Annotated in this window: 21 protein-coding genes and 1 pseudogene; 10 read left to right on the forward strand and 12 right to left on the reverse strand. The window is 71.0% G+C overall.

What is annotated here, in order from left to right; all coding sequences use genetic code 11:
* Positions 1-142: 142 nt before the first annotated feature.
* Positions 143-910 carry a TetR/AcrR family transcriptional regulator C-terminal domain-containing protein gene (locus tag NQ707_RS05355; protein WP_081101643.1) on the reverse strand — a complete coding sequence of 256 codons (768 nt, stop codon included), beginning with the start codon at positions 908-910 and terminating at the stop codon, positions 143-145.
* A gap of 123 nt (positions 911-1,033) precedes the next feature.
* Here NQ707_RS05355 and NQ707_RS05360 point away from each other — a divergent pair, with 123 nt between their 5' ends.
* The 4 genes from NQ707_RS05360 to NQ707_RS05375 all read left to right on the forward strand — a co-directional run bounded on the left by NQ707_RS05360 (position 1,034) and on the right by NQ707_RS05375 (position 4,687).
* Positions 1,034-2,554, forward strand: a complete 1,521-nt coding sequence (locus tag NQ707_RS05360) for an MFS transporter (RefSeq protein WP_404435019.1) — start codon at positions 1,034-1,036, stop codon at positions 2,552-2,554.
* 47 nt (positions 2,555-2,601) lie between these two features.
* Entirely contained in the window at positions 2,602-3,471 is an 870-nt protein-coding gene (locus NQ707_RS05365) for a spermidine synthase (protein ID WP_404435020.1), read from the forward strand.
* A gap of 194 nt (positions 3,472-3,665) precedes the next feature.
* Positions 3,666-4,019, forward strand: coding sequence for a thiamine-binding protein (locus NQ707_RS05370; protein ID WP_058730534.1), 354 nt, complete (start codon positions 3,666-3,668; stop codon positions 4,017-4,019).
* Positions 4,016-4,687 carry a GNAT family N-acetyltransferase gene (locus NQ707_RS05375; RefSeq protein ID WP_404435021.1) on the forward strand — a complete coding sequence of 224 codons (672 nt, stop codon included), beginning with the start codon at positions 4,016-4,018 and terminating at the stop codon, positions 4,685-4,687. The genes NQ707_RS05370 and NQ707_RS05375 overlap by 4 nt, the downstream gene beginning before the upstream one ends.
* 35 nt (positions 4,688-4,722) lie before the next feature.
* Here NQ707_RS05375 and NQ707_RS05380 read toward each other — a convergent pair whose 3' ends face one another.
* The gene (locus NQ707_RS05380; protein ID WP_061225717.1) at positions 4,723-5,139 is read right to left on the reverse strand and encodes a YchJ family protein; all 417 of its coding nucleotides are present in this window, start codon (positions 5,137-5,139) and stop codon (positions 4,723-4,725) included.
* A gap of 222 nt (positions 5,140-5,361) precedes the next feature.
* A complete protein-coding gene (locus tag NQ707_RS05385; RefSeq protein ID WP_058730531.1) occupies positions 5,362-6,846 on the reverse strand; it encodes an NCS2 family permease in 1,485 nt (494 codons plus the stop codon).
* A gap of 282 nt (positions 6,847-7,128) precedes the next feature.
* Here NQ707_RS05385 and NQ707_RS05390 point away from each other — a divergent pair, with 282 nt between their 5' ends.
* Complete coding sequence (locus NQ707_RS05390; RefSeq protein WP_058730530.1) at positions 7,129-7,698, forward strand: YagU family protein; 570 nt, start codon at positions 7,129-7,131, stop codon at positions 7,696-7,698.
* Positions 7,699-7,809: 111 nt separating this feature from the next.
* Here NQ707_RS05390 and NQ707_RS05395 read toward each other — a convergent pair whose 3' ends face one another.
* Complete coding sequence (locus NQ707_RS05395; protein WP_129357623.1) at positions 7,810-8,811, reverse strand: hypothetical protein; 1,002 nt, start codon at positions 8,809-8,811, stop codon at positions 7,810-7,812.
* A 238-nt stretch (positions 8,812-9,049) separates the two neighbouring features.
* Between NQ707_RS05395 and NQ707_RS05400 the strand changes: the two are divergent.
* A pseudogene (locus NQ707_RS05400) lies at positions 9,050-10,561 on the forward strand (sugar porter family MFS transporter); the annotation flags it as partial.
* Between the two features lie 85 nt (positions 10,562-10,646).
* On the opposite strand, the gene NQ707_RS05405 reads toward NQ707_RS05400, so the two are convergent.
* The 4 genes from NQ707_RS05405 to NQ707_RS05420 form a co-directional block, all read right to left on the reverse strand.
* Entirely contained in the window at positions 10,647-12,347 is a 1,701-nt protein-coding gene (locus tag NQ707_RS05405; RefSeq protein WP_100464877.1) for an alpha,alpha-phosphotrehalase, read from the reverse strand.
* Positions 12,344-13,087, reverse strand: a complete 744-nt coding sequence (gene treR, locus NQ707_RS05410) for a trehalose operon repressor (RefSeq protein ID WP_058730526.1) — start codon at positions 13,085-13,087, stop codon at positions 12,344-12,346. Before treR ends, NQ707_RS05405 begins: the two co-directional genes overlap by 4 nt.
* Before the next feature lie 115 nt (positions 13,088-13,202).
* Entirely contained in the window at positions 13,203-14,744 is a 1,542-nt protein-coding gene (locus tag NQ707_RS05415; RefSeq protein ID WP_081046069.1) for an NAD(P)/FAD-dependent oxidoreductase, read from the reverse strand.
* Between the two features lie 98 nt (positions 14,745-14,842).
* The gene (locus NQ707_RS05420) at positions 14,843-15,736 is read right to left on the reverse strand and encodes an alpha/beta fold hydrolase (RefSeq protein WP_404435022.1); all 894 of its coding nucleotides are present in this window, start codon (positions 15,734-15,736) and stop codon (positions 14,843-14,845) included.
* Between the two features lie 230 nt (positions 15,737-15,966).
* On the opposite strand from NQ707_RS05420, the gene NQ707_RS05425 reads away from it, so the two are divergent.
* Positions 15,967-16,758 carry a helix-turn-helix domain-containing protein gene (locus NQ707_RS05425; protein WP_358293197.1) on the forward strand — a complete coding sequence of 264 codons (792 nt, stop codon included), beginning with the start codon at positions 15,967-15,969 and terminating at the stop codon, positions 16,756-16,758.
* An 80-nt stretch (positions 16,759-16,838) separates the two neighbouring features.
* On the opposite strand, the gene NQ707_RS05430 is transcribed toward NQ707_RS05425, so the two are convergent.
* The 4 genes from NQ707_RS05430 to NQ707_RS05445 form a co-directional block, all read right to left on the reverse strand.
* The gene (locus tag NQ707_RS05430) at positions 16,839-17,147 is read right to left on the reverse strand and encodes a hypothetical protein (protein WP_224799574.1); all 309 of its coding nucleotides are present in this window, start codon (positions 17,145-17,147) and stop codon (positions 16,839-16,841) included.
* A gap of 11 nt (positions 17,148-17,158) precedes the next feature.
* Positions 17,159-17,314, reverse strand: a complete 156-nt coding sequence (locus NQ707_RS05435) for a hypothetical protein (protein ID WP_165590078.1) — start codon at positions 17,312-17,314, stop codon at positions 17,159-17,161.
* A gap of 34 nt (positions 17,315-17,348) precedes the next feature.
* Positions 17,349-18,173, reverse strand: a complete 825-nt coding sequence (locus NQ707_RS05440; protein ID WP_100464872.1) for a siderophore-interacting protein — start codon at positions 18,171-18,173, stop codon at positions 17,349-17,351.
* Positions 18,174-18,401: 228 nt separating this feature from the next.
* The gene (locus NQ707_RS05445; protein ID WP_208107293.1) at positions 18,402-19,772 is read right to left on the reverse strand and encodes a sodium/glutamate symporter; all 1,371 of its coding nucleotides are present in this window, start codon (positions 19,770-19,772) and stop codon (positions 18,402-18,404) included.
* 264 nt (positions 19,773-20,036) lie between these two features.
* Here NQ707_RS05445 and NQ707_RS05450 point away from each other — a divergent pair, with 264 nt between their 5' ends.
* From NQ707_RS05450 to NQ707_RS05460, 3 genes are all read left to right on the forward strand, one after another.
* The gene (locus NQ707_RS05450; RefSeq protein ID WP_058730522.1) at positions 20,037-20,492 is read left to right on the forward strand and encodes a pyrimidine dimer DNA glycosylase/endonuclease V; all 456 of its coding nucleotides are present in this window, start codon (positions 20,037-20,039) and stop codon (positions 20,490-20,492) included.
* A 5-nt stretch (positions 20,493-20,497) separates the two neighbouring features.
* Entirely contained in the window at positions 20,498-21,973 is a 1,476-nt protein-coding gene (locus NQ707_RS05455) for a TIGR01777 family oxidoreductase (RefSeq protein WP_058743439.1), read from the forward strand.
* A 221-nt stretch (positions 21,974-22,194) separates the two neighbouring features.
* Positions 22,195-23,526 carry an NRAMP family divalent metal transporter gene (locus NQ707_RS05460; RefSeq protein WP_404435023.1) on the forward strand — a complete coding sequence of 444 codons (1,332 nt, stop codon included), beginning with the start codon at positions 22,195-22,197 and terminating at the stop codon, positions 23,524-23,526.
* The last annotated feature ends 11 nt before the right edge of the window (positions 23,527-23,537 follow it).

The following is a 23,537-nucleotide window of genomic DNA, read 5'->3' on the forward strand; positions in this document are numbered from 1 at the left end:
CCAGTCGTGCCCACGGCCGGAAACAATGGGCCGATCACAGCCCAATCATCATCAGAGATCTCCACACGCGCCACGAACACAAGGATCACCCACGTGCCCACGAGCACCCTTTAGCAACACGGCCTAGGCGCGGGCGCCCCGGTCAGCCCCAGGTCTGGCGCTCGATGCCGCCCAGCAGCAGCTCCAGGCCGGCGATGTACTCGGTGCGGTCATCATGGCGGTGGAACTCCCCGAGCACGGAGTGCACGAAGGGGAACTGCTCGGTGCTGGTGTGCCCCCAGCGCTCCAGCTGCTCGCGGAACATCTGCTCGACGTCGGCGTCCTCCTCCTCGCTCTGGCGCTGGGAGATCTCCGCGCCCATGCCGGAGGCGTAGTTGGTCACCGCCAGGGAGGCGTGGAACTGCTGGGCGGTGCTCAGCTCCATGCGCTGCAGGATCCGGCCCGTGCGCTCCCAGGTGCGCAGCGCGTGCTCCTCGTCGGGGCCGGCGTGGATCAGCTGCTCGGCCAGCCAGCGGTGCTCCAGCATCTGGGTGAACAGGCACAGGGAGAGTCGGCGCAGGTCCCCCAGGGCCTCGGCCGTGCCCGGGCTGGTGCGGGGGTCCGGGGCGGGAGCGGGGAAGCCCTCGAAGGAGGCCGGGGCGCTGCGGCCTGCTGCGGCCAGCCGCTCGTCCTCGGCCAGGGCCCGACCCAGCACCTCGTCGGCCACCATCGCCATCAGCTCGTCCTTGCCGGAGGCGTACCAGTAGAGGCTGGCCACCCCGCTGTCCAGGCTCGCGGCCAGGGCCCGCAGGGTCAGCTTCTCCGCGCCCTCGCGGTCCAGGAAGCCGATCGCGGCGTCCACGATGGCCTCCACGGAGAGGGTGGCGCGGCGTCGGGCGGGGCGGCGGGAGGCGCGGGGGTCGGGGCTCATGCCACCGAGGCTACGCACGGGCTTGCAGGGAATCAAACATCGTTCTATTCTCGAACGCGGTTCGATAAATCGAACGTCGTTCCAGAATCGAGCCGCGTTCGATCCTCCCGAAAGGCTCTTCCCATGACCACCGATACCCTCGAGACCCCCGCGGTCTCCGACGGCGCCCCGCGCGCCGCCGTCGCACCCCACCCCGGCGCACGCCACCGCGCCCGCCGCACCACCTCCCCCCAGTCCCTGCGCGCGGCCTGGCCCGCCCTGCTGGGGCTGTGCCTGGCCATGCTCGTGGAGATGGTGGACAACTCCATCCTCAACATCGCCCTGCCCACCGTCGGGCGCGAGCTGCACGCCAGCCCCACGGACCTGCAGTGGATCGTCGGGGCCTACTCCCTGACCTTCGGCGGCCTGCTCATGGTCGGCGGCACCATCGGGGATAAGATCGGGCGCCGCCGCACCCTGCTCACCGGCCTGGCCCTGTTCGGCCTGGCCGGGCTGGGCGTGCTGCTGGTGCGGACCCCCGAGCAGCTGATCGCCGTGCGCGCCCTGTCCGGGGCCTTCGCCGCGCTCATGGCGCCGATCACCATGTCCCTGATCTTCCGCCTGTTCGACGACGATCTCCTGCGCGGCAAGGCCATCGGCCCGATCATGATGGTCTCCATGATCGGCTTCGCCGTGGGCCCCACCCTGGCCGGTCTGGCCGTGGAGCACCTGCCCTGGCAGGCCCTGCTGGTCCTCAACGCCCCGGCCGCCCTGCTCGCCTGGATCGGCGTGCGCTTCGGGGTCTCCGCCGACCGCGCCGAGGACCTGCGCCGCGGCGGGGTGGACGTCCCCGGCGGCCTGCTCTCCGTCGGAGCGCTGGGACTGACCCTCTACACCTTCACCGCCGACACCGAATGGGGCTGGTCCGATGCCTGCACGCTGCTGATCCTCGTCGGCGGTCTGGCCTGCCTGCTGGGCTTTCTCCGGCGGGAGCGCACCGCCGCGGACCCGATGCTGGATCTGAGGCTGCTGGGTCTGCGCACCGTGCGCGGCTCCGCGATCCTGCAGACCTCCGTGATGATCGCGATGGTCGGCGTCATGTTCGTCTCGACCCAGCTGTACCAGTATGCCTGGGGCTGGTCCGCGTTCCGGGCCGGGTTGGCCAACCTGCCCTTCGTGGTCGGCATGCTGTTCGTGGGCCCCGCGGTGGACGGGCTGGTCGCCCGGATCGGACACCGCCGCACCAGCCTCATCGGGCTGGTGTGCGTGTTGGCGGCCCTGGTGATCTGGATCGAGGCGCTGACCCGCGGCTACCTGTGGTGCGCCGTCGGCATGCTGATCATGACCGCCGGGATGCGCATCATCATGACCACGGGCGCGGTGGCCCTGGTGGGGGCCCTGCCGGAGTCCCACACCTCCATCGGCTCCGCCCTGAACGACACGGCCCAGGAGCTGGGCAACGCCGTGGGCGTGGCGATCGTCGGCACCGTCATGGCCGCGGTGGTGGGCAGCAGCCTCCCGCAGGGCGCCTGGGACGCGGCGATGGTGGACGGCTTCGTGCACTCCCAGCAGATCTCCTTCGCGATCCTCGCCGGGATCGTGCTGATCATGGGGTGCATCGGGGTGCGGACCCTCACGGACTCCACCCAGACCGAGGAGCACTGACCCGGCTGGCGCATCAGGCCGACGGCGGCGTCGTAGGGTGGGGTGCCATGGGCAGGAAGCGCGGCGCACGGCAGGAGCACACCCCGCAGACGACGTCGGCCGGGCCCGTGCCCGGGGAGCACCCCATCGACACCGGCACCGCCGAGCTCGTGCCGGATCGCTTCCACTCGGACGCCTGGCTGCTGCTGGTCAACGGCGTGCAGTCCAGCCACGTGATCCTCGGGCAGCCCCGGGAGCTGGCCTTCGAGTACATGCGGTGGATCGCGGCCTTCCTCGAGCTGTTCGTCCCCGCGCATCTGGACCCCGAGCGGCTGCGGGCGACCCACCTGGGCGGCGCGGGCTGCTCCCTGGCCCGTTGGACGGCCGCGACCTGGCCGCGCAGCCGCAGCACCGTCGTCGAGCTGGATGCCCGGCTCGCCGCGCTGGTGCGCGAGTGGTTCGACGTGCCCCGCGCTCCCACCGTGCGGATCCGGGTGGGGGAGGCCCGGCAGGTCACCGAGGGCTTCGCGCAGGCCAGCCGGGACGTGATCATCCGGGACGTGTTCGCCGGGGCCGTGACCCCGCGGCCGCTGACCACCGCGGAGTTCTTCACCCACGCTCACCGTTCCCTCGCCCCGGGCGGGCTGTACGTCGCCAACTGCGGGGATGACCGGCGGATGCTCGGGGTGCGGGAGGAGATCGCCGGCCTGGCCGAGGTGTTCGGGCACGTCGCGGTGATCGCGGATCCGCCGATGCTCAAGGGCCGCCGCTACGGAAACGTCATCCTGCTTGCCTCGGACGCCCCGCTGCCGGTCGAGGGCTCCGATGACGCCGCCCGCCTGGCCAGGCAGCTGCTCGGCGGGGCGGTGCCCGCCCAGTACCGGGACGAGGCGTGGACCCGCCGCTTCGCCCCCGGCGCGTCACCGCGCCGGGACTGAGTCCCCCGTCGGGCGCCCGGTAGTCTCAGGAAGACGCTTGATGAGAAGATCGACGCACCGGCGTCTCAATAAGCTCAGCCGCGCGTCGGACCGTTCCCCTCGTGGCGCAGGCCCTGGATGACTTCGCCCGTCGGGCGGGTCGCCGACCGTGAGTCCCCCTCCCCACGGGGTGGGAAAAGTGGCAGGCTGGGATCATGCTGGTTGCCTTCTCCCTGGTCCCCTCCGGCGGCGAGTCCCCGGACGCCTCCGTGCACGACGCTGTCGCGGCCGCCGTCACCGTGGTCCGCGACTCCGGTCTGCCGCACCGCACCGACGCCATGTTCACCACCATCGAAGGCGAATGGGATGAGTGCATGGACGTCGTCAAGCGCGCCGCCGAGGCCGTCGGCGAGTACGGCACGCGGGTCTCCCTCGTGCTCAAGGCGGACATCCGCCCCGGGTACACCGGGGAGCTCACCGGCAAGATCGAGCGGCTCGAGCGGGCCGTGCAGCGCCGCGCCCTGGAGAGCGGGCAGGGCGGGAAGGACGCCGGGACGGGCGCCGCGTGAGCGGGTGGTTCGTCGGCGACGGCGAATTCCGCATCGCCCCGGTGGATGCCGTCCCCGGCTCCGCGGATCCGCAGACCTTCACCCGCCTGCATCTACAGTGCCTTGAGACCGCCTACGCGCGGATCATCGACGAGGACTTCGGGCGGCGCATCCGCGCCGAGGCGGAGAGCGTCGCCGCCGAGGATCGGGAGAATCTCGCCGCGCCCGCAACCCGCGCGGTGATCGCCTGGGCCAATCCCGGCTTCGGGCAGAGCAACGAGTTCGGCTGCTGCTCGATCGGGGCGGACCCGGACCTGTGGTTCCGCCCCGTCGGGTTGGCGCTGAGCACGGACGGGCCTCAGTCGTGGGAGGCGAAGGCGGGCGCTGAGCCCCTGCCCGGCGTCGCTGGGAAGCCGCCGCGCACCCTGGTGACCCTGTACGTGCTGCCCGAGGCGCAGGGCCGCGGGCTCGGCGGGCACCTGCTGGACGCCGTCCTGGGCGCCGAGGAGCCGGCGTACCTGTGGATCATCAACGGCAACGACGGCGCCGAGCGCTTCTACGCCCGCCGCTGCTTCCGCTCCCTCGGGGAGGCCTACCCCGGGGGCGGGGCGTGGGAGCCGGCCACCACCGGGCGGATGGCGCGCGGGCTGACCCGCCCCGATGATCGGGCGCGATCCGGCCGGGACTGATCCGGCCCAGCTTTGTCCGGCCCGGCCCGGACCGGTCAGCGTCGGGCGGGCGCCTCGTCCAGGTAGTACCAGCGTCCGTCCTCACGCAGAAACCGGCTGTCCTCCTCCTGCACCCCGCGACGCCGATGCTCGCCCGGGATGCCGGGGACGGAGCGCCAGTGCGCGGCGAAGCGCACGCGGGCGGCGTCGTCGAAGGGACCTCCGGAGGTCTGCAGGATCTCCAGGCGCTGCCACCGGATCTGCGGGTCCAGCTCCAATGAGGCCGGCCGGGTGCTCGGGTACCAGGTGGCCAGCAGGTAGTCGGCCAGCCCCAGGGCGAAGGCCGTGAAGCGGGAGCGCATCAGCGCCTCCGCCGTGGGGGCGGGTGCGCCCCGGTGGTGCCGGGCGCAGCAGGCGCCGTAGGTCTCGCCGGTGCCGCAGGGGCAGCGGGCGTCGTCATCCAGGGTGGGCATGGGGTCCAGGATAGGCGGCGTCGGGGGGAAGTCCGAGGTGCGGCACAGGAGAACCCCAGGGTCGGTGCGTACGGTGGGAACCACCTCAAAGGTGCGAGTGATTGATGAGCCGAAGCCCCGGCCTGGTGTTCCAGGACCGGGGCTTCGGTGCGTTCGGCTCGTGCGGCCTCCAGCGGCTCGGCGATGGCGGCGCGTCCGCCATCGGCGCGGATGCGGTGAGGGTCAGTGCGTCCAGCCCTGGATCAGGCCCATCCCGAAGTAGGCCAGGAAGGCCAGGGACACCAGGTACATCAGCGGGTGGACCTCCCGGCCGCGGCCCTGCACCAGGCGGATGAAGGTGAAGGAGACGAAGCCCGCGCCGATGCCGTCGGCGATCGAGTAGGTGAACGGCATCATCGCGATGGTCAGGAAGGCCGGGATGCCCAGGCCCCAGTCGTCCCACTGCACGTGCACGGCCTGGCGGACCATGAGGAAGCCGACCACGACCAGCGCCGGGGCCACCGCCTCGAAGGGCACGATGTTCACCAGCGGGGAGAAGAACATGGCCGCCAGGAACAGCAGGCCGGTGACCACCGTGGCCAGGCCGGTGCGCGCGCCCTCGCCGATGCCGGTCGCGGACTCCACGAAGATCTGCGAGGACGAAGCGGAGGCGCCGCCGCCGGCCACCGAACCCAGGGCGTCCACGGCCAGCACCCGGTTCATCCCGTAGATGTTGCCCTGCCGGTCCACGGTCCCGGCCTCCGTGGCCAGGCCCACCGAGGTTCCCATCGCGTCGAAGAACACCGAGAGCAGGATCGCGAAGACCAGCAGGCTCGCGGCCATCGCCCCGAGGGAGGTGAAGCCGCCGAACAGATCCACCGCCCCGACCAGGGACAGATCCGGCAGGCTCAGCCACTGGCTGGGCAGGGACGGGGCGACCAGGGACCAGCCGGTGGCGGAGTCCGCGGAGGTCCCGGACGGGGCCACGGCCTCGAGGATCACCGCGAGCACGGTGGAGGCGATGACCCCGATGAGGATCGCCCCGCGCACCTTGCGGATCATCAGGGCGATGGTCAGGAACAGCCCGACCAGGAACACCAGGATCGGCCAGCCGATCAGCTGCCCGTCCACCCCGAAGGTCACCGGCACGGTGGTGCCCGCGGCGTCCGGGGTGCGGCGGATGAAGCCGGCGTTGACGAAGCCGATGAAGGAGATGAACAGGCCGATGCCGACGACGATCGCGACCTTCAGCGACTCCGGCACCGCGTTGAACACGGCGGTGCGGAAGCCGGTGAGCACCAGGACGAACATGATGACGCCGGCCCACACGACCATGCCCATCAGCTCCGGCCAGGTGAGGTTCGGCGTCGTCGCCATGGTCGCGGCGAGGAAGGCGTTGATGCCCAGGCCCGCGGACATCGCGAAGGGCTGCTTGGCGATCACGGCCATCAGGATGGTCATGATCCCGGAGACCAGCGATGTGGCGGCGGCGACCCTGGCCAGGCCGAGCTGGGAGCCGTTCGCGTCCGCGATCAGTCCGATGACCAGGGGGTTCAGGACCACGATGTAGCTCATCGCGAAGAACGTGGCCAGGCCGCCGCGGATCTCGGTGCCCACCGTGGAGCCGCGGGCGGTGATGTGGAAGAACCGATCCAGACCGCCGCGAGGCTGCGGCGTCGGGGTGTCGGCGGCGGGGGTGCGGCGCGGAGCCGCGGTGTCTTCAGTCATGGCGTGAAAATCCGTAGATACTCTCGTGGGTGCGGGGTCACCATGAGCGCCGGGATCGGTCGCGCCGCCGGGTCCGGGCGGGTGCGCCGGGGAGGGCGGCCCCGCCGTCGGGGGTGCATGGGCGCGGGATCCGGTGGTGCGGATCACCGCGCGAGCTCGAGTCTACCCCGCTTTTCCAGCCGACCCGGGAAACATCACGTCATCCCACATAAAGCCACACGAACCCACACTAGGGTGGGGTGACGGCGGGGATCCCCGCCGGCCGCGTGGAAAGGACGCCCGATGAGCGCTGCAACCCTGCTGAGGACCGTGACCGACCCCGTGCGACGCCGCCCCGCCGTCGCCGTGCTGGTCGGGGTGATCGCCGGGATCTTCTCCGGCATCGTGAAGTTCGGGTGGGAGGTGCCGTTCCCGCCGCGCTCACCCGAGCGGAACGCGACCAACCCGCCCCAGGCCCTGCTGGAGCTGCTGGGCATGTCCCCCGAGTCCACGCACCAGACCTACACCTACCTGGGCAACGACCTGCCGTGGGTCAGCTTCATCGTGCACTTCGCCTTCGCGATCTCCTTCGCCGTCCTGTACTGCGTGATCGCCGAGTACCGGCCCGGAATCACCCTGTGGCAGGGTGCGGTCTTCGGTCTGGCGGTGTGGGTGGCCTTCCACCTCGTGGTCATGCCGCTGATGGGCATCGTGCCCGCCCCGTGGGAGCAGCCCTTCGGCGAGCACTTCTCCGAGGCCCTGGGCCACGTGGTGTGGGCGTGGTCCATCGAGATCGTGCGCCGAGACCTGCGCAGCCGGATCACCGGCCAGCCGGACCCGTGGGTGCGGCAGCCAGGAGAGGCCGCGGGCTGATTCGCGCGAACCGTCGCTGGCGTGGGTTATGTATGGCTCATAGCCCACGTGGGTGACGGCTCGGAGTCTTGTGTCTGTCGTATGGCCGCGAACCGTCACTGGTGTGGCTTCTCAACGGCTTATAGTCCACGTGGGTGACGGCTCGGTGCTGGGGAGGGAGGGTCGGTGAGGCCAGCGGGCTCGGTGCACCGCAGCTGCCACCAGCGCGACCACCCGCGGCACCAGCTGACCGCGGTAGGGCGCGAGTGCGTCCAGGTCTGCGGCGACCACGCGCACCTCCACGGCGTCCACGCTGCGGGTCGCCCGCTCCCGGGCGACGTCGCGGTGGACCTGCCGCGGATCCGAATGGTGCATCCCCTCGTACTGGACGCTCGTGCGACTGTACTCATCCCACAGATCTGGCAGCACCTCGCGCCCGTCTGCCCCGATGAGACGGTGATCCGTGATCCACTCGCCCACCCGGTGATCCTCCAGGAGCAGACGCATCCGCGTCTCCTGGGGTGAATCCACGCCCACGCGCACCCGGCCCAGCGCCAGCCGGGCCCGCCGCACCCCGCGGACCCCCGGGTGCTCGTCGAGCATCCTCCGCAGCTGCTCCACGGTGCACAGCGGCGGCACACCGGCGCGGATGCCGTGACGGTGTGTGCACACCAGACCGTCACCCACCGCGACCAGCGCCACCGGGTTGAGCATCCGCGCGAGGTCCAGGAAGGTGCGCGCCGGCGTCGTCACCATGACCTCCCCGACCATCATCACGTCCCCCGGACGGTACGCCGCCTCGGTGCCGACGACGCCTGGGCGACGCAACCGCGGCCTGCCATCCGTGCGCGCCAGATGCAGGAGGGTGCTGCGCGACAACGTTCCAGGCAGGCGCATCCCATGGAGCTGTGCGGCGGTCACCCCGCAGATCACGGCGTGCCCCGCCTGCGCGGCGACGACGGCGGCGACCTGCGCCGGCGTCGGCTCCGCCCCGGGGACGCAGCGGATGCCGCGGCGCAGCTGCCGCAGGTCCCCCGCGTACGCCCGGAACCGGGAGAGCCCGTGCCGTTCCAGTGCGCTCGCGGTGATCGGTGTGTTCAGCAGCGGCGTCGGGAGGGGCTGGGGAACTCTCATGCCCCGGTTCTACCGGGCGGGGCATCCGGTGAACGCCTCCGGATCCGCACGACGACGGCGCCCCTGTGGATTCCCAGCGGCATCTCAGGTGTGGATCCCCCGCTGCCGGAGCCTCCCGCCGCGCTCAGCGCCCCAGCCCTCCCGCGAACCGTCACTGGTGTGGCGTATGGGAGCATCAGAGCCCACGTGAGTGACGGTTCGGTACCGCACGCCGTCGTCATTCGGGCGGCTATGCTGACCTGGGCGGACCCGCCGCCGAGCACCCCAGGAGGCCGAGCACCCGATGAGCACCGACAGCACTCCCTCCGGCCCAGGCGCCTCCGCCGCCCCGGACCTCCCGCCGCTGGGCAGCGGAGCCCATCAGCACCGGCTGACCATGATCGCCCTGGTCGCCACACTGGGCGGCCTGCTGTTCGGCTACGACACCGGCGTCATCAACGGAGCCCTGCTGCCCATGTCCGCCGAGCTCGGGCTCACCGAGGTCACCGAGGGCGTGGTGACCTCCTCCCTGCTGTTCGCCGCGGCCATCGGCGCCCTGACCATCGGATACGTCTCCGATGCGTGGGGTCGACGCCGGACCATCCTCCTGCTCGCCGTGATGTTCTTCCTCGGCGCCATGCTGTGCGTGTTCACCCCAGGGCTGGGCCTGCTGATCGCCGGGCGGATCGTCCTGGGCCTGGCCGTCGGCGGAGCCTCCACCGTGGTGCCGGTGTTCCTCGCCGAGCTCGCCCCCTACGAGATCCGCGGCTCCCTGTCCGGGCGCAACGAGATGATGGTGGTCCTCGGGCAGCTGGCCGCGATCGTCATCAACGCGATCCTCGGGAACACGCTGGGGCACCTCGAGGGGGTCTGGCGGATCATGCTGGCCGTGGCCGCCCTGCCCGCCCTCGCCCTGTTCTTCGGGATGCTGCGGATGCCGGAATCCCCCCGCTGGCTGATGGCCCGCGGCCGCACCGATGAAGCCCTCGAGGTGCTCAAGACCGTCCGCTCCGAGGAGCGCGCCCAGGCCGAGGTCGACGACATCCAGCGCCTCGTGCACGAGGACCGGCAGGAGCGCGGGGAGGGCCTGCGCGGGGTCCTGACCAACCGGTGGCTGCTGCGCCTGCTGCTGACCGGCATCGCCGTGGCCGTGTTCCAGCAGCTGACCGGCATCAACGTGATCATGTACTACGGCCAGGTGGTGCTCACCGAATCCGGCTTCGGGCAGAACGCCGCGCTGGTCGCCAACATCGCCCCCAGCGTGATCGGGGTGATCGGCGCGATCATCGCCCTGTGGATGATGGAGCGGGTCGACCGGCGCACCACCTTCATCACCGGCTACACCCTGGTCACGGTGTTCCACGTGCTCATCGGCGCCGCGACCCTCGCCGTGCCCCAGGACAGCCCGGCCCGCCCCTACATCATGCTGGTGCTGATCGTCGGGTTCGTCGGGTCCATGCAGACCTTCCTCAACGTGGCCACATGGGTGATCCTCTCCGAGATGTTCCCGCTGCACATGCGCGCCGTCGGCATGGGCGTGTCCGTGCTGTGCATGTGGGTGGCCAACGGCCTGCTCAGCCTGTTCTTCCCGGTGCTCATCGCCCACCTGGGCATGACGGCGTGCTTCTTCGGCTTCGCCGTGCTCAACGCCCTCGCGGTCCTGGTGATGTGGCGCTTCCTCCCGGAGACCCGCGGGCGCACCCTCGAGCAGGTGGAGGAGGACGTCGCCACGGGAGCGATCTTCGTCGTCCCGGGGCGCGAGGAGGACTGAGAGCGGCGGCACGGCCGTCCGTCGGTCCCGGTGGCCTCACCCGGCCCTGGAGCGGGTGAGGCTGCCGGGGGACCCCTCAGGGCGCTTACCCCGCGAGGATCGCGATCGCCTCGTACGGGGCCAGCTCCAGCTCGGAGGCCCCCTCAGCGAGGGCGGCCAGCCGCGCGTCGTCGTCGTGGACGTTGCCGATCAGCACCCGACCGGTGCGGAACTCCTCCGGCACGGCGACGGCGGTGCTCTCGCCGTAGAAGTTCGTGAGCACGAGCAGGGCTTCCCCGGATTCCGACGCGGGCCCTTCCGGCGAACCGCTCTCCAACCGCCGGATGTAGGCGAACACGCTCGGGTGCTCCAGGGCCCACGCTTCGTAGGTCCCGTGCGCGATCAGCGGGCTCTCGTGGCGCAGCCGGATCAGCTCCCGGTAGTACGGCAGAATCCTCCCGGACTCCTCTTCCGCGGCCACGGAGATCGCCTCCTGATTGGTCGGACGCAGCCAGGGCACGGTCGAGGAGAACCCGGCGTGCTCGCTCGCATCCCACTGCATGGGGGTGCGGGCGTTGTCCCGAGCCTTGGAATGCACGACGTCGAAGGCGTCGGCTTCGCTGAGCCCCTGGGCGCGCAGGGTCGCGTAGGCGTTGCGCGCCTCCACGTCCGTGTACTCCTCGACCGAGGTGTAGACCGGGTCCGTCATCCCGATCTCCTCGCCCATGTACACGAACGGGGTTCCGCGCAGCAGATGGATCACGGTGGCGAGCATGGTCGCGGAGCGCTCGCGCCACACGGTCGCGTTGCCGAAGCGGTCCAGGGCCCGCGGCTGGTCGTGATTGGTCCAGAACAGGGCATTCCACCCGTTCCCGGCCTGCATCCCCGCGGCCCACTCGTGCAGGGTGGCCTTCAGCCGGGAGAAGTCGAAGGGCATCAGCGTCCACTTGCGTCCATCCCGGTAGTCCACCTTGAGGTGGTGGAAGCTGAAGACCATGTCCAGCTCCTCGTTGTCCGGGTCCGAGTAGCCCACGCAGCGCTCCACCGTGGTCGAGGACATCTCCCCGACGGTGACCGAATCCCGATCCCGACCGAAGCTCGCGCGATTCAGCTCGCGTAGGTAAGCGTCGACGTCGGCGCCGTCGGTGTACATGTGCCGCCCGTCCGAGCCGTCACCCGCCGAGCGCAGCTGCGCGTCCTTGCCGATGAGATTCACGACGTCGAAGCGGAACCCGCGCACGCCCTTGGCGCGCCAGAAGTTCACGATCTCCGCCATCTCCGTCCGGACCTGCGGGTTGCGCCAGTTCAGATCCGCCTGGGTCTCATCGAACAGGTGCAGGTAATACTCCCCCGTGTCCCCGAAAGGCGCCCACGCCGGCCCGCCGAACTTGGACTCCCAGTCGGTGGGCAGGGAGCCATCCGCCTGGGGCGGGCGGATGATGTAGTAATCGCGGTACCTCCGCTCACCGGCGAGGGCGCACTGGAACCATTCGTGGGTGGTGGAGGTGTGGTTGAAGACCATGTCGAACATGACGCCGATGCCGTGCTCGCCCAGCCGGGCGATCAGCTCCTCGACGTCGTCCATGGTGCCCATCGCGGGGTCCACGGCGCGGTAGTCGGCGACGTCGTAGCCGTTGTCCCGCTGCGGGGAGGGAAAGAACGGATTGAACCACACCATGTCGACCCCGAGGGAGGCGATATACGGGATCTTCTCGATGACCCCGCGCAGATCCCCGACCCCGTCCCCGTCCGAGTCCCGGAAGGACTTGGGATAGATCTGGTAGATGACCTTCTCACGGAAGCTCACCGGGTTCTCCTCTCCTCGGGGCGACGGCGGGCGAAGTCGCGGAACCGGAAGCGGTCCGCGCGGTGGCGGGAGACCGTGAACTGGATGTCCGCGGTGTCCTCCAAGCTGGTGATGCTGGTGGTGGTCACCACGACGTCGGAGGCATCCAACCCGAGCAGGCGGCAGTCCTCGTCGTCGGCGGGGACCACCCGGATCTCCTTGACGGAGTACCCCAGGGACAGCCCGAGGGTGCCCTCCAGGTGGTCGTACAGGGAGTCCTGGGCGACCTGCTCGGTGATGCCGGGGGCCAGCGCGGTCACCAGATAGTCGTGGTCGATGATCACCGGCTCCCCGTCGATCACGCGCAGTCGAGCCACGTGGGTCACGGGCACCGGTTCCAGGCGCGCTCCTCCGTCGCGCAGACCGGCGAACGCGGCCACCGGCAGCATCGTCTGCTCGACGGCGAGCACGCGGTTATCCAGATCCAGGCCCTCGGCGAGGGAGAACTCCTGGTATCCGAGCAGTCGTGTCACCGGGAAGACGTAGTGGGAGCGCTCGAGGACCTTGGAGCCGCGCCCGGTGATCTTCTGGATCCAGCCATCCTCGGTGAGCTCCTGCAGGGCCCGGCGCACGGTCTCGCGGGAGGCCCCGTAGGAGGTGGCCAGCTGGTGCTCGCTGGGGAGGAACCCGCCGACGGGGTAGGTGCCGTCCTCGATGCGGGCGCGCAGATCCCGATCGATGGCAGCCGCCTTGCCGGTCATGTGGTTCCCCCTGGTCGTGCCTACCTGTCTAGACACCACTGTGCTCCCCGCCGCCCACCTGTCCAGACAGGTGGGCAGCGGGGAATGTCGCGGCCCGGGGCAGCGCGTCCAGGGCTCAGGCGGCCGCGGTCGTTCGATCCGGCAGCAGCTCGAAGCGCTCCGGGTGGAAGGTGCCGTTGGCCTCCCGGAAGGCGTACCCGAAATCCGGCCAGATCAGCGTCAGCCGACCGGTGCGCGGATCCAGGTACCAGGAATCGCATCCGCCGTCGGTCCACACGGAGCCGCGCGCCTTCCGGTCGATCTGCGCCACGTACTCCTCCTCCTGCTCCGGGATCGGGGTGAGCACGGCATCGTCGTGCTGCCCGGCGTAGTCCATCGCCCCCAGGATGTACTCCACCTGGGACTCGATGATGTAGACGATCGAATTATGCCCCAGCGAGGTGTTGGGTCCGTTGATCGAGAACAGGTTGGGGTACCCGGCCACCGCCGTGGAATCCAGGGCCCGCATCCCGCGTGACCAGTGCTCGGCCAGGTTCACCCCGCCCACGCCGTGCACCAGTCGCGCGAACGGAGGCTGGGCGGCCTCGAACCCGGTCGCGAAGATCAGCACATCCAGGTCGTAGCGGGCACCCGAGGCGGCCACCGCCGTCGAGCCCTGCACCGAGGCCAGCGCGGAAGCCTCCACCGTGGTGTTCTCCGCGGCCATGGCGGGATAGTACGTGTTGGACAGCAGCAGACGCTTGCATCCGGGTTCGTAGTGCGGCGTCAGCTTCTCCCGCAGCGCCTCGTCCTGCACCTGTGCGGCCAGGTGCGCGGCGGCCATCGCCTTGATCCCGCTCAGATACGGATCGATGCCGCGGCGCGCCGGGTACGTGTTCTCCTGATTCCAGAACAGCTCCTCACGCACCCGACGGATGGTCGAGGGATCCCGTCGGAACATCCGCCTCTCCCCGTCCGTGTACTCCTTCACCGGGCGGGGGATCACCCACGCCGGGGTGCGCTGGAAGACCACCAGCTCCCTCGCCGCCTGCTGCGCCTCCGGCACCAGCTGGATCGCGCTGGCGCCCGTGCCGACGATGCCGACCCGCAGGCCCTCCAGTCGAATGCTCGGATCCCAGCGGGCCGAATGGCAGGCGCGTCCGGTGAATCCCTCGAGGCCGGGCACCTCCGGCAGGTGCTCATCGGCCAGGTGTCCGGTGGCCATGATCAGGTAGCGGGCCTCCACCTCACCCCCGTCGGTGCTCAGCTCCCATCGCTGGGTCCGTTCGTTCCAGGTGGCGTCCCGCAGGGCGGCGTCGAATCGGAAGTGCGGCGTGAGTCCCTCCTCGCGGGCGCACTCGCGCAGGTATTCCTGGATCTCGGCCCCGGGGGAGAAGAGGCTGGTCCAGTCGGGGTTGGGGCGGAAGGAGAAGGAGTACAGGTGCGAGGGGACGTCGCAGGCGACCCCGGGGTAGGTGTTGTCCCGCCAGGTGCCGCCGAGGTCGGAGGCGCGTTCGATGATGAGGAAATCCTCGTCCCCGCGGCGCTTGAGGCGGATGCCCATGGCCAGACCGGCGAAGCCGGAGCCGACGATCGCGGTCTTCACTCGGGTGGGACCATTGCCCGGGGCGGTGTCCGAGGGGATCTGGGTGGTGGTGTGGGTGTCGGTGGTGGTCATGGTGTGCTCCTGGAGGTTGGGAAGTCCGCGGCCGAGGCTGGGCTCCGGCGGCCGCCGGACTCGAGCGGGGTCGGGGTCGATGGGGTCGTCTGCCGGGGTCACGGCCTCGGCGCGGGGATAAGGGTCCCCGCGTCATAGCGCTGAGGGTCGTCGAGGAATCCCTGCACATGGAAGCTGATCTCGGATGGCCGTTCCAGAACGGAGGCATGGCCGGTTCCGATGACGGCCAGACGTGCGTCCCGGATGGCGCCGAACAGCTGCCGCTGGTGGCGCAGCGGCACCATCTGGTCGTCTTCCGAGCCGATGATCAGCGTGGGGTGCGGGATCGCCTCCGCCTCCTCGGTGATCTGCACGCGCCGGTTCAGCTCCATCTGCGCCGCAGTGAACGGGGTGAAGGCCTGGGCCTTCAGTGCGGGAGCGATCTCCGCCATCGTCTTGCCTGCGAGGAAGGGGCCGCCGAAGGCGCAGAAGGCCGTGTACTCGGCGAGGGCCTCGTGGTCCGCGGCGTACAGACGGGTCCAGACGTCGTTGCGGATCAGCTGCTGCAGGTCCGTGCGCGCCCAGCCGTTGAGCAGCACGAGCCGTCCGATCAGCTCGGGGCGGCGGGCGGCGATGAGGGCGGCCACGCACGCGCCGAGACTGTAGCCCAGCAGGGTCACGTGCCCGGCCTCGACGGCGGCCTCCTCGAGCACGGCGATGACCTGCAGCGCCAGGTCCTCCAGCTCCAGGGTCCGCTGAGCGGACTCACCTGCCGGGGCGGTGGTGCCCTCAGGGGCGGTCCAGTCCACGGCCAGGGTGCGCTGGCGCATCGCGAGGACGGGGAAGAGGAAGCCGAAGTTCGCGGCCGTGGAGCCGCCGGTGCCGTGGACGAGGACGACGACGTCGTCGCGGTCGTGGGCATCGCGGGAGTCGTACCAGGTGACGTCGACGGCGGAGCCTGCGCTGTCCTGAGTCTGCACGGTGTGGGCGAGGGATGGGAGATCGTCGTACATCGGGTGGGCCTCCTGCGGCGTCGAAGGTGGTCGGAGTGACGGCCCTTGGGGGCGTTGGCCCCTCCGACTCGGGGCCGCGGCTTCGCTGCCGCGGCGCCGGGGGTTCGGAGCGGGGTCCGTCGCGGCCGTCGTGGTGATATTTCTACGACGGCGTAGTCTGCATCACAAGAGATGGCGGATCATCGGAAGTCAGCTCTGCGGACTCTCCGCTCCGGACGGAAGGCGGCACCATGGCATCACCACCCACACCTGGTCCCGGCACCATCCCCAAGATCGCCGCGATCCTGGAAGCCTTGGCCGTTGCGGGACAGAATGGGGCGCGACTGAAGGATCTCGCCGAGGACACCGGGATCGCCCGTCCCACGGTGCATCGCATCCTCGCTGAGCTGACCGCCGTCGGGCTGGTGCGCAGCACCGCTCAGCGCCGGTACGCGTGCGGGTCGAAGCTGTACGCGCTGGGTCTGGCGGCCCCCGGGCCGGTGCTCAATGCCGACCGCATCCGGCACGAGGCGCAGCGGCTGTCCGGGATCTGCGGAGACACCGTGTACGTGGGGGTGCGCCACGCGGACGGCGTCAGGTACGTGACCCGCACCAGCGGCACCTACCCGCTGCGGGCGTACGCCATCGACCCCGGGGACATCCTGCCGCTGAGCAACACGTACTGCGGGCTGGCGATCCTCGGCACCCTGCCGGCCGCCGAACAGGAGCGGGAGCTCGGCCAGTGGCGCCGTCGTCGCTCCCCCGAGTGGGTGGCCACCTCCTCCGCGAAGCACGAGGCGATGATGCGCCGCGCGCTGGCCGACGTCGCCGAGCTCGGGTACGCCGCTGGCCCCAACCACGTGGTCCCGGAGCTGTCCGGGCTGTCCCTGCCGGTGCCCGTGTACGACGCCGCCGGGGCTGCGCTGGCCGCAGTGAGCATCTCCGCCGTGCACTCGCGTCTGAGCCCGGAGCGCATCCGAGGGATCCTGCCCTCCATGCGCGAGACCGCCGGGCGCCTGGCCGAGAGCATCGCCCTGCCCTGAGGGCGGGGTGCGGTGGTGTGTGTCGTCGGACGGTCACCTTGCCGAGCCGTCACTCACGTGGGCTCTGGGGTGCGCAGACCTCACCTGAGTGACGGTTCGGCGTCGCGCGCGGCGAGCCGTCGGCGGGCCCGGATGCTGACGATGGCGTGGGTGGAGCACAGGGAGAGGAACAGCAGCGCCAGACCCGCGAACCTCCACGCCCGATCGCGAGAATCCGCCGAGCCGTCACCAGCGGAGAACAGGGCCAGGCCGGTGAGGAGAAGGCCCGCTGCGCCGTAGAACCACGCCGTCCAGCCGAGCCGACGCGAGCGAGCCAGCGGCTGCTGGGCGGGGGTCGGCGTGGAGGCGCTCATCAGGAGGAGGAAGGACAGGATGAGGGTGAACTGCACCCAGATCTGAGTCAGAGCAGAGCCCCGGGCCACCAGCCCAGGAAGCGGGAGCCGAGCCCATTCACCACGATCACGGTGAAGGCCGCGATCAACCCGGACAGCAGGAGCCTCCGCTCCCAGCGGTGGCGCCGTTCGGGACTCACTGATGCCGGTTTGATCGACTGCATGCCCCGAGGATAGCGATCGATGACGGCCGCTCGCTCAGTCCTCGATCTTGCCGATCGGCTCGCGCTTCTCCGCCTGGAAGCGGTCCTCGGTGCGCCCGTAGGCCCAGTACCCGGAGATGGAGATCCGCTCCCGGGGGACCTCCCGCTCCTTGAGGAGCCGACGCACCTGCTTGATGGACTCCCGCTCCCCGTGGGCGAAGACGTCCACGGTGCCGGGCAGCCACTCGCGGGACTGCATCAGCGCGGTCAGCCGGTTCGGATCCGCGCCGGTGCCCTCCTGCACCTTCCACACGACCTCGAAGCCCTCCGGCACCGAGGCGAACTCCTGGCGGTCCTCGTCGTGGTCCAGGGTGATGAAGGCGTACCCGCGGGCGTCGTCGGGCAGGGCCTCGATCGCGGAGCCGATGGCGGGCAGCGCCGAGGCGTCGCCGGCGAACAGGTGCCAGTCGGCGTCGGGATCCGGGGAGTACTTCCCGCCGGGCCCCATGAGCACCAGCTGGTCGCCGGGGGTTGCCTGTGCGGCCCACGGGGCGGCCAGTCCCTCGTCCCCGTGGGTCACGAAGTCGATGGTCAGGGTCTGCGCTTCATGGTCCACGGCGCGCACCGTGTAGGTGCGGGTCACGGGAACGTCCTCCGGCGGGAGGGTCTCCCGCAGGTGCATCATGTCGAAGGGGGCGCTCAGGCCCAGCTCCGGCTTGGCGAAGACCAGCTTGACGTACTGATCCGTGAAGCCGTTGTCCTGGAATGCGGAGAATCCCTCCCCGCCGAGGATCAGGCGCACCATGTGCGGGGTGAGCTGCCGTCGTTCGACGACCTGTAGGAGGGTCTGCGGCTTGGGCTTGCGCTGCGGGGCGGTCATGGGGACCTCCGATCCGATCGGGACGAGTAAGGCTCACCTCACCCTAACGCCCGCTCCGCGGTGCGCCCACCCGCGGCTCCCGCCCGCGGGGATGCCTCACCACCGCGAATTGGGAGCCGTCTCGGTGTTTGGGAGCGTCCTCGTGGCTCCCAAACGGCGAAACGGCTCCCAAACGGGCAGGCGCCCCGCCCGCAGGCGCCCCGCCCGCAGGCGCCCCGCCCGGGGGCGTCAGGTGCGGACCCGCACCGCCTCGTGTTCGCCGTCGCGGTTGGCGCGCACCCAGCCCAGGGCGAAGGCCAGGACGATCACGACCACGGCCACCACGGTCGCGATCCCGCCGAAGGCCCAGGTCAGGCCCAGGGTCACCATGATCGGGGCGAGGATCGTGGTGCCGATCTCGAAGGGCGCGTACCCCACGTAGGCCACACCGAACTCCTCCATGGTCCCGGACTTCATCCGCGGGTCCACGATCTTCAGCAGGGCGATGCCGGTGGCCACCGACGCCGTCGCCCAGCCCCACCCGAACAGGCCGCGCTCCAGCCAGGCCTGCTGGAACATCGCCGGGGAGAGGAAGCGGAACACCAGCAGGCAGTACACCAGGCCCAGCACGAACAGCAGAACCAGCGGCACCGCGTAGTCCACGACGATGGACGGCACGATCGAGGCGATGCCGAAGGCCACCAGGTAGTCCGTGGCCCCGCCGGAGATCGAGTTCACGGTGGTGCCGTCCACGTACGCGGAGGCCTTGGTGGCGTCCAGGATCAGGCGGAAGATGAAGCCGATCACGAAGGCCATCGCGAACATCGGGATGGAGATGCCCGTGGCGGTCTTGATCCCGTTGGTCACCAGGTACGCCACGAACGTCGTCCCGGCGATCACGGACAGGTGCAGGGCCAGCGGCTCCAGGGAGGATGGGGAGGAGGTGCCCTTCCCGATCGAGGGGCGCTCGCCGATGATCGAGATCAGGCCGGTGCGCACGTCGTCGGGCAGCTCCTTGTACGAGCCCATCTGGGAGGTGCGGCCCGTGGAGGAGCCCCACTTGGCGATGATGACGCCGCCGATGATCGCCACCAGCGTGCCGACGGTCGCGGAGGTGAACCCCAGGGTCGTGGCGACGGTGGCGCCGTCGTCCCCGTCCAGGGCCGCGCCCACCGCGGCGGCGGTGCCGAAGCCGCCGACCCAGCCGACCGGCATGATCATCCCGAACCAGTCCGGGGTGCCGAACAGCGGGACCAGCACGATCAGGCCGAACAGCACCGCGATGCCCCATTGGCCCACGTACATGCCGGTGGAGTAGGACCACATGGTCCGGGCGCCCTTGGCGACCTTCCCGGAGAACTCCATGGAGAAGGGCATGGCCGCGAACACCACGGCGATGAGGATCGAGGAGTACGCGTTGAGCTGGTCCGAGAACGGGATCCAGCCGAGCCCGGCCGGGCCGAACAGGATGCCCAGCAGACCGCCGGTGATCGGCGCGGGCAGCAGCAGGTGCTGGGCGACAGGGATGAACCGGCGGATCAGCTTGCCGAGCAGCAGCAGACCGGAGATCCAGCCGATGTCCGAGAGCAGGGTGTACGGGGTGTAATCCAGGGGAGTCACCTTCCGGGTGCGGGCCGACGGCGGAGGCTGACGCGGCGTCGTCGTCGCGCGCGGGGCCGGCGGCGGGTGATCGGGGATGCCCGAACACCCTACTCGATGGTGCGAGCTTCGGTGCTCGATGACGCCCGGACCGCGCCCTGACCAGCGGATCCCTTTGGGAGGCGCGGCGGCCTGCGGGCGGCCGGGGCGCCTTCCGCGCGGTAGCGTGGGCCGAGAGAGGGCGGTCCGTCGGCGAGCGCCCCCCGATCCGAAGAGGAGGCCACCGTGCGACTGTGGAGCCTGCACCCGCGCTACCTCGACCCCAAGGGCCTGGTGGCCGGGTGGCGTGAGGCCCTGCTGGCCCAGAAGGTGCTGCAGGGGCGGACCACCGGGTATCGGAACCACCCGCAGCTGGCCCGCTTCCGCGCCTGCCCGGACCCGCTGGCGGGGATCGCGATGTTCCTGCGGGAGCTGCACGCCGACTCCGCTCGCCGCGGGTACCGCTTCGACGCCGCGAAGATCGACGCCGAGGCCCTCGCGCGCGCGCAGGCCCTGGACCCGATCCCGGTGAGCGCCGGGCAGATCGACTACGAGGCGGGATTCCTCGCCGAGAAGCTCGCCGTGCGGGACCCGGAGCGGGTTCCCGCGCTGCGCACCGACAGGGAGGCCGGGCGCATCAGCCCGCACCCCCTGTTCACCATCGTCCCCGGTCCCATCGCGGACTGGGAGAAAGCCAGGTGAGCCCCATGAGCACCTACACCCACGACGCCGTCATAGACCACCCGCGCTCGACCGTGACCGGCTGGTACGGCTCCCCCGGGGCCATCCGACGGCTCACCCCGGAGTTCAGCGGCACCGTGCTGCAGGAGCCCACCGACGGGCTGGACCGCGGGTCGGTGACCAAGCTGCTGATGGGCCTGCCGTGGGCGGAGACCTTCCTGCCCGGTTCCCTGCACGCCGGGGTCCGCTGGACCGCGGTGCACACCGAGCACACCCCGGGGGAGACCTTCACGGACGTCATGGACCGCGGGCCCCTGCGCTCCTGGACCCACCACCACGTCTTCTCCGACGCTCCCGGGGGCGCCCGGGACGGCGACGGTGAGGTGGAGGGCGGCACGGAGGCGGCGGCCACCCGCGTGCACGACGAGGTGGACTACGAGCTGCCGGCCCGACTGGATGCGAGGATCGGGTTCAGCGTCCGGGAGATGCGGCGGCAGCTGGAGCGCGTCTTCGAGTACCGGACCCGCCAGACTCGCGCTGACCTGGACTTCCACGCCGCCCTGCGCGGGATCCGCCCCGAGCCGATGACCGTGGTGATCGCCGGGGCCTCGGGGCTGGTCGGCACGCAGCTGAGCGCCCTGCTGCGCGCCGGCGGGCACCGGGTCATCACCCTGCAGCGCCGGGAGGGCCCCTCGGTGCGCCTGGACGCGGACGTCATCACCTGGGATCCGGCCCACGGGGTCCTGGACCCGCAGCTGCTGGCCGGGGCCGACGCCGTCGTGAACCTCTCCGGGGCGGGCATCGCCGGGCGCTTCACCGACGCCCACCGCCGGGCCGTGCTGCATTCCCGGCTGGACGCCACCCGGACCCTGGTCACCGCGATGACGCAGGCGGCGGGCGAGGACGGGCCGATGACCCTGGTCAGCGCCTCGGCCTCCGGGTACTACGGCCACGACGCCGGACCCGTCACCGAGGCATCCCCGTCCGGAACGGATTTCCTCGCCGAGGTGTGCCGCCGCTGGGAGGCCGAGGCCCGCCGCGCCGAGGACTTCGGGATCCGGGTGGCCCTGGTGCGCACCGGCCTGGTGCTCAGCGCGGCCGGCGGTCTGCTGGGTGTCCAGCTGCCGCTGTACCTGGCCGGGGCCGGCGGCCCGATGGGCGGGGGTCGGATGCGCCAGCCGTGGATCTCCCTGCACGACCTCGTCCAGATCTACGCCGTCGCGCTCGCGAACCCGGAGATCTCCGGTCCGCTCAATGCCGCCGCCCCGAACCCGGTGACCCAGCGGGAGTTCGCCCGCACCCTGGGCCGGGTGCTGCGCCGCCCCGCCGTCGTCCCGACCCCCGCCGCGGCCCCGGCGGCCGTGCTGGGCCGGCAGGGCGCCCGGGAACTGGCCCTGGCCGACGTCGCGATGGACCCGGCGGCGCTGCGGGAGGCCGGGTACCGCTTCCGCTTCGAGGACCTGGAGGACGCCCTGCGCCTGACCCTGGGCCGCTTCGTCTGACCCCGGCCCCGCCCGCCCCACCCCATCCCCGAGCCGGCGCATCCGTTCCCTTCCCGGCCCGTTCCTTCCGCGAGGCGGCGCATCCGTTCCCGGAAATTCCGAAAGTGGGAACGAGAGCGCCGTCTCGGTGAGGGGGTGGGAACGAGAGCGCCGTCTCAGCATCGACCGCGCTGGTAGGCTCGCGTGTGTCGTGCCACACTGATGCTCCGAGAGGCCCCGTCATGACCCCTGATCCCTCCCGCCGCTCCCACCGCGACCGCCGTCGCGAACACCGCCCGGACCACGACCACGCCGGGCACCCCGTCACGGAGTCGGCACCGCCCACGGCCGCGGGCGACGTCGTCGCCAAGCAGCGCCTGCCGCATACCGAGTCCAAGCGCTCGATCCTGCTGGGAGCGCTCTTCCTCATGGCGACCTCCGCGATCGGCCCCGGCTTCATCACCCAGACCGCCAACTTCACGGTGCAGCTCGGGGCGGCCTTCGCCTTCGCGATCCTGCTCTCGATCCTCGTGGACATCGCGGTGCAGCTGAATGTGTGGCGGGTCATCGGCGTGTCCGGGCTGCGCGCCAACCAGCTGGCCGGGGCCCTGGTGCCGGGTCTGGGCGCGGTTTTGGCGGTCTTCGTGGTCTTCGGCGGCTTCGTGTTCAACGTCGGCAACGTCGCCGGCGGCGGCCTGGGGCTGAACGCCCTGCTCGGGCTGGACCCCACCTGGGGCGGGATCCTCACGGCGGCCCTGGCGGTGACGGTGTTCCTGTCCCGGAAGGCCGGGGCGGCGCTGGACCGGATCGTCGTCGTCCTCGGGGTGGTGATGATCCTGATCACCGGGTACGTCGCGGTGGTCTCGAATCCGCCGGTGGGGGAGGCGCTGCGCCAGTCCGTGGCCCCGGACGTCATCGACATGGCTGTGATCATCACGCTGATCGGCGGGACCGTGGGCGGGTACATCACCTACGCCGGGGCGCACCGGATGGTCGACGCCGGGGTGCACGGGGTGGAGGAGGTCCGCTCGATCTCCAACGCCTCCGTGGTCTCCATCGTGGTCACCGGGATCATGCGCTTCCTGCTGTTCCTGGCGATCCTGGGGGTGGTGGCCGGCGGGGCGCAGCTGGCCGGTGGAAATCTCGCCGCCAGCGCCTTCCAGCACGCGGCCGGGGAGGTGGGGCTGCGGCTGTTCGGGCTGATCCTGTGGGCCGCAGCCATCTCCTCGGTGATCGGGGCGGCGTACACCTCGGTGTCCTTCATGGTCCCGCGCACGGCTCGTCCCCTGGTGCGCAACGGGCTGACGGTGGCGATGATCGTGGTCTCCACCATCGCGTTCGCCTCCCTGGGCACGGCCCCGGCCAACCTGCTGATCATCGCGGGGACGGTCAACGGGCTGATCCTGCCCGTCGGCTTCACGGTGATCCTGGTGGTGGCGATCTTCCGACGCCGGGATCTCCTGCACGGGTACCGCTACCCGGCGTGGCTGATCGCGGTGGGCGTGGCGGTGTGGGCCCTGACCCTGTGGCTGGGTGCCAACGCCGTGCAGAGCCTCGGGAAGCTGTGGGGTTGACGGGGTCCGCA

This window comes from Rothia sp. BD8 (genome assembly GCF_044878465.1).
Classification (GTDB): Bacteria; Actinomycetota; Actinomycetes; order Actinomycetales; family Micrococcaceae; genus Rothia; species Rothia kristinae.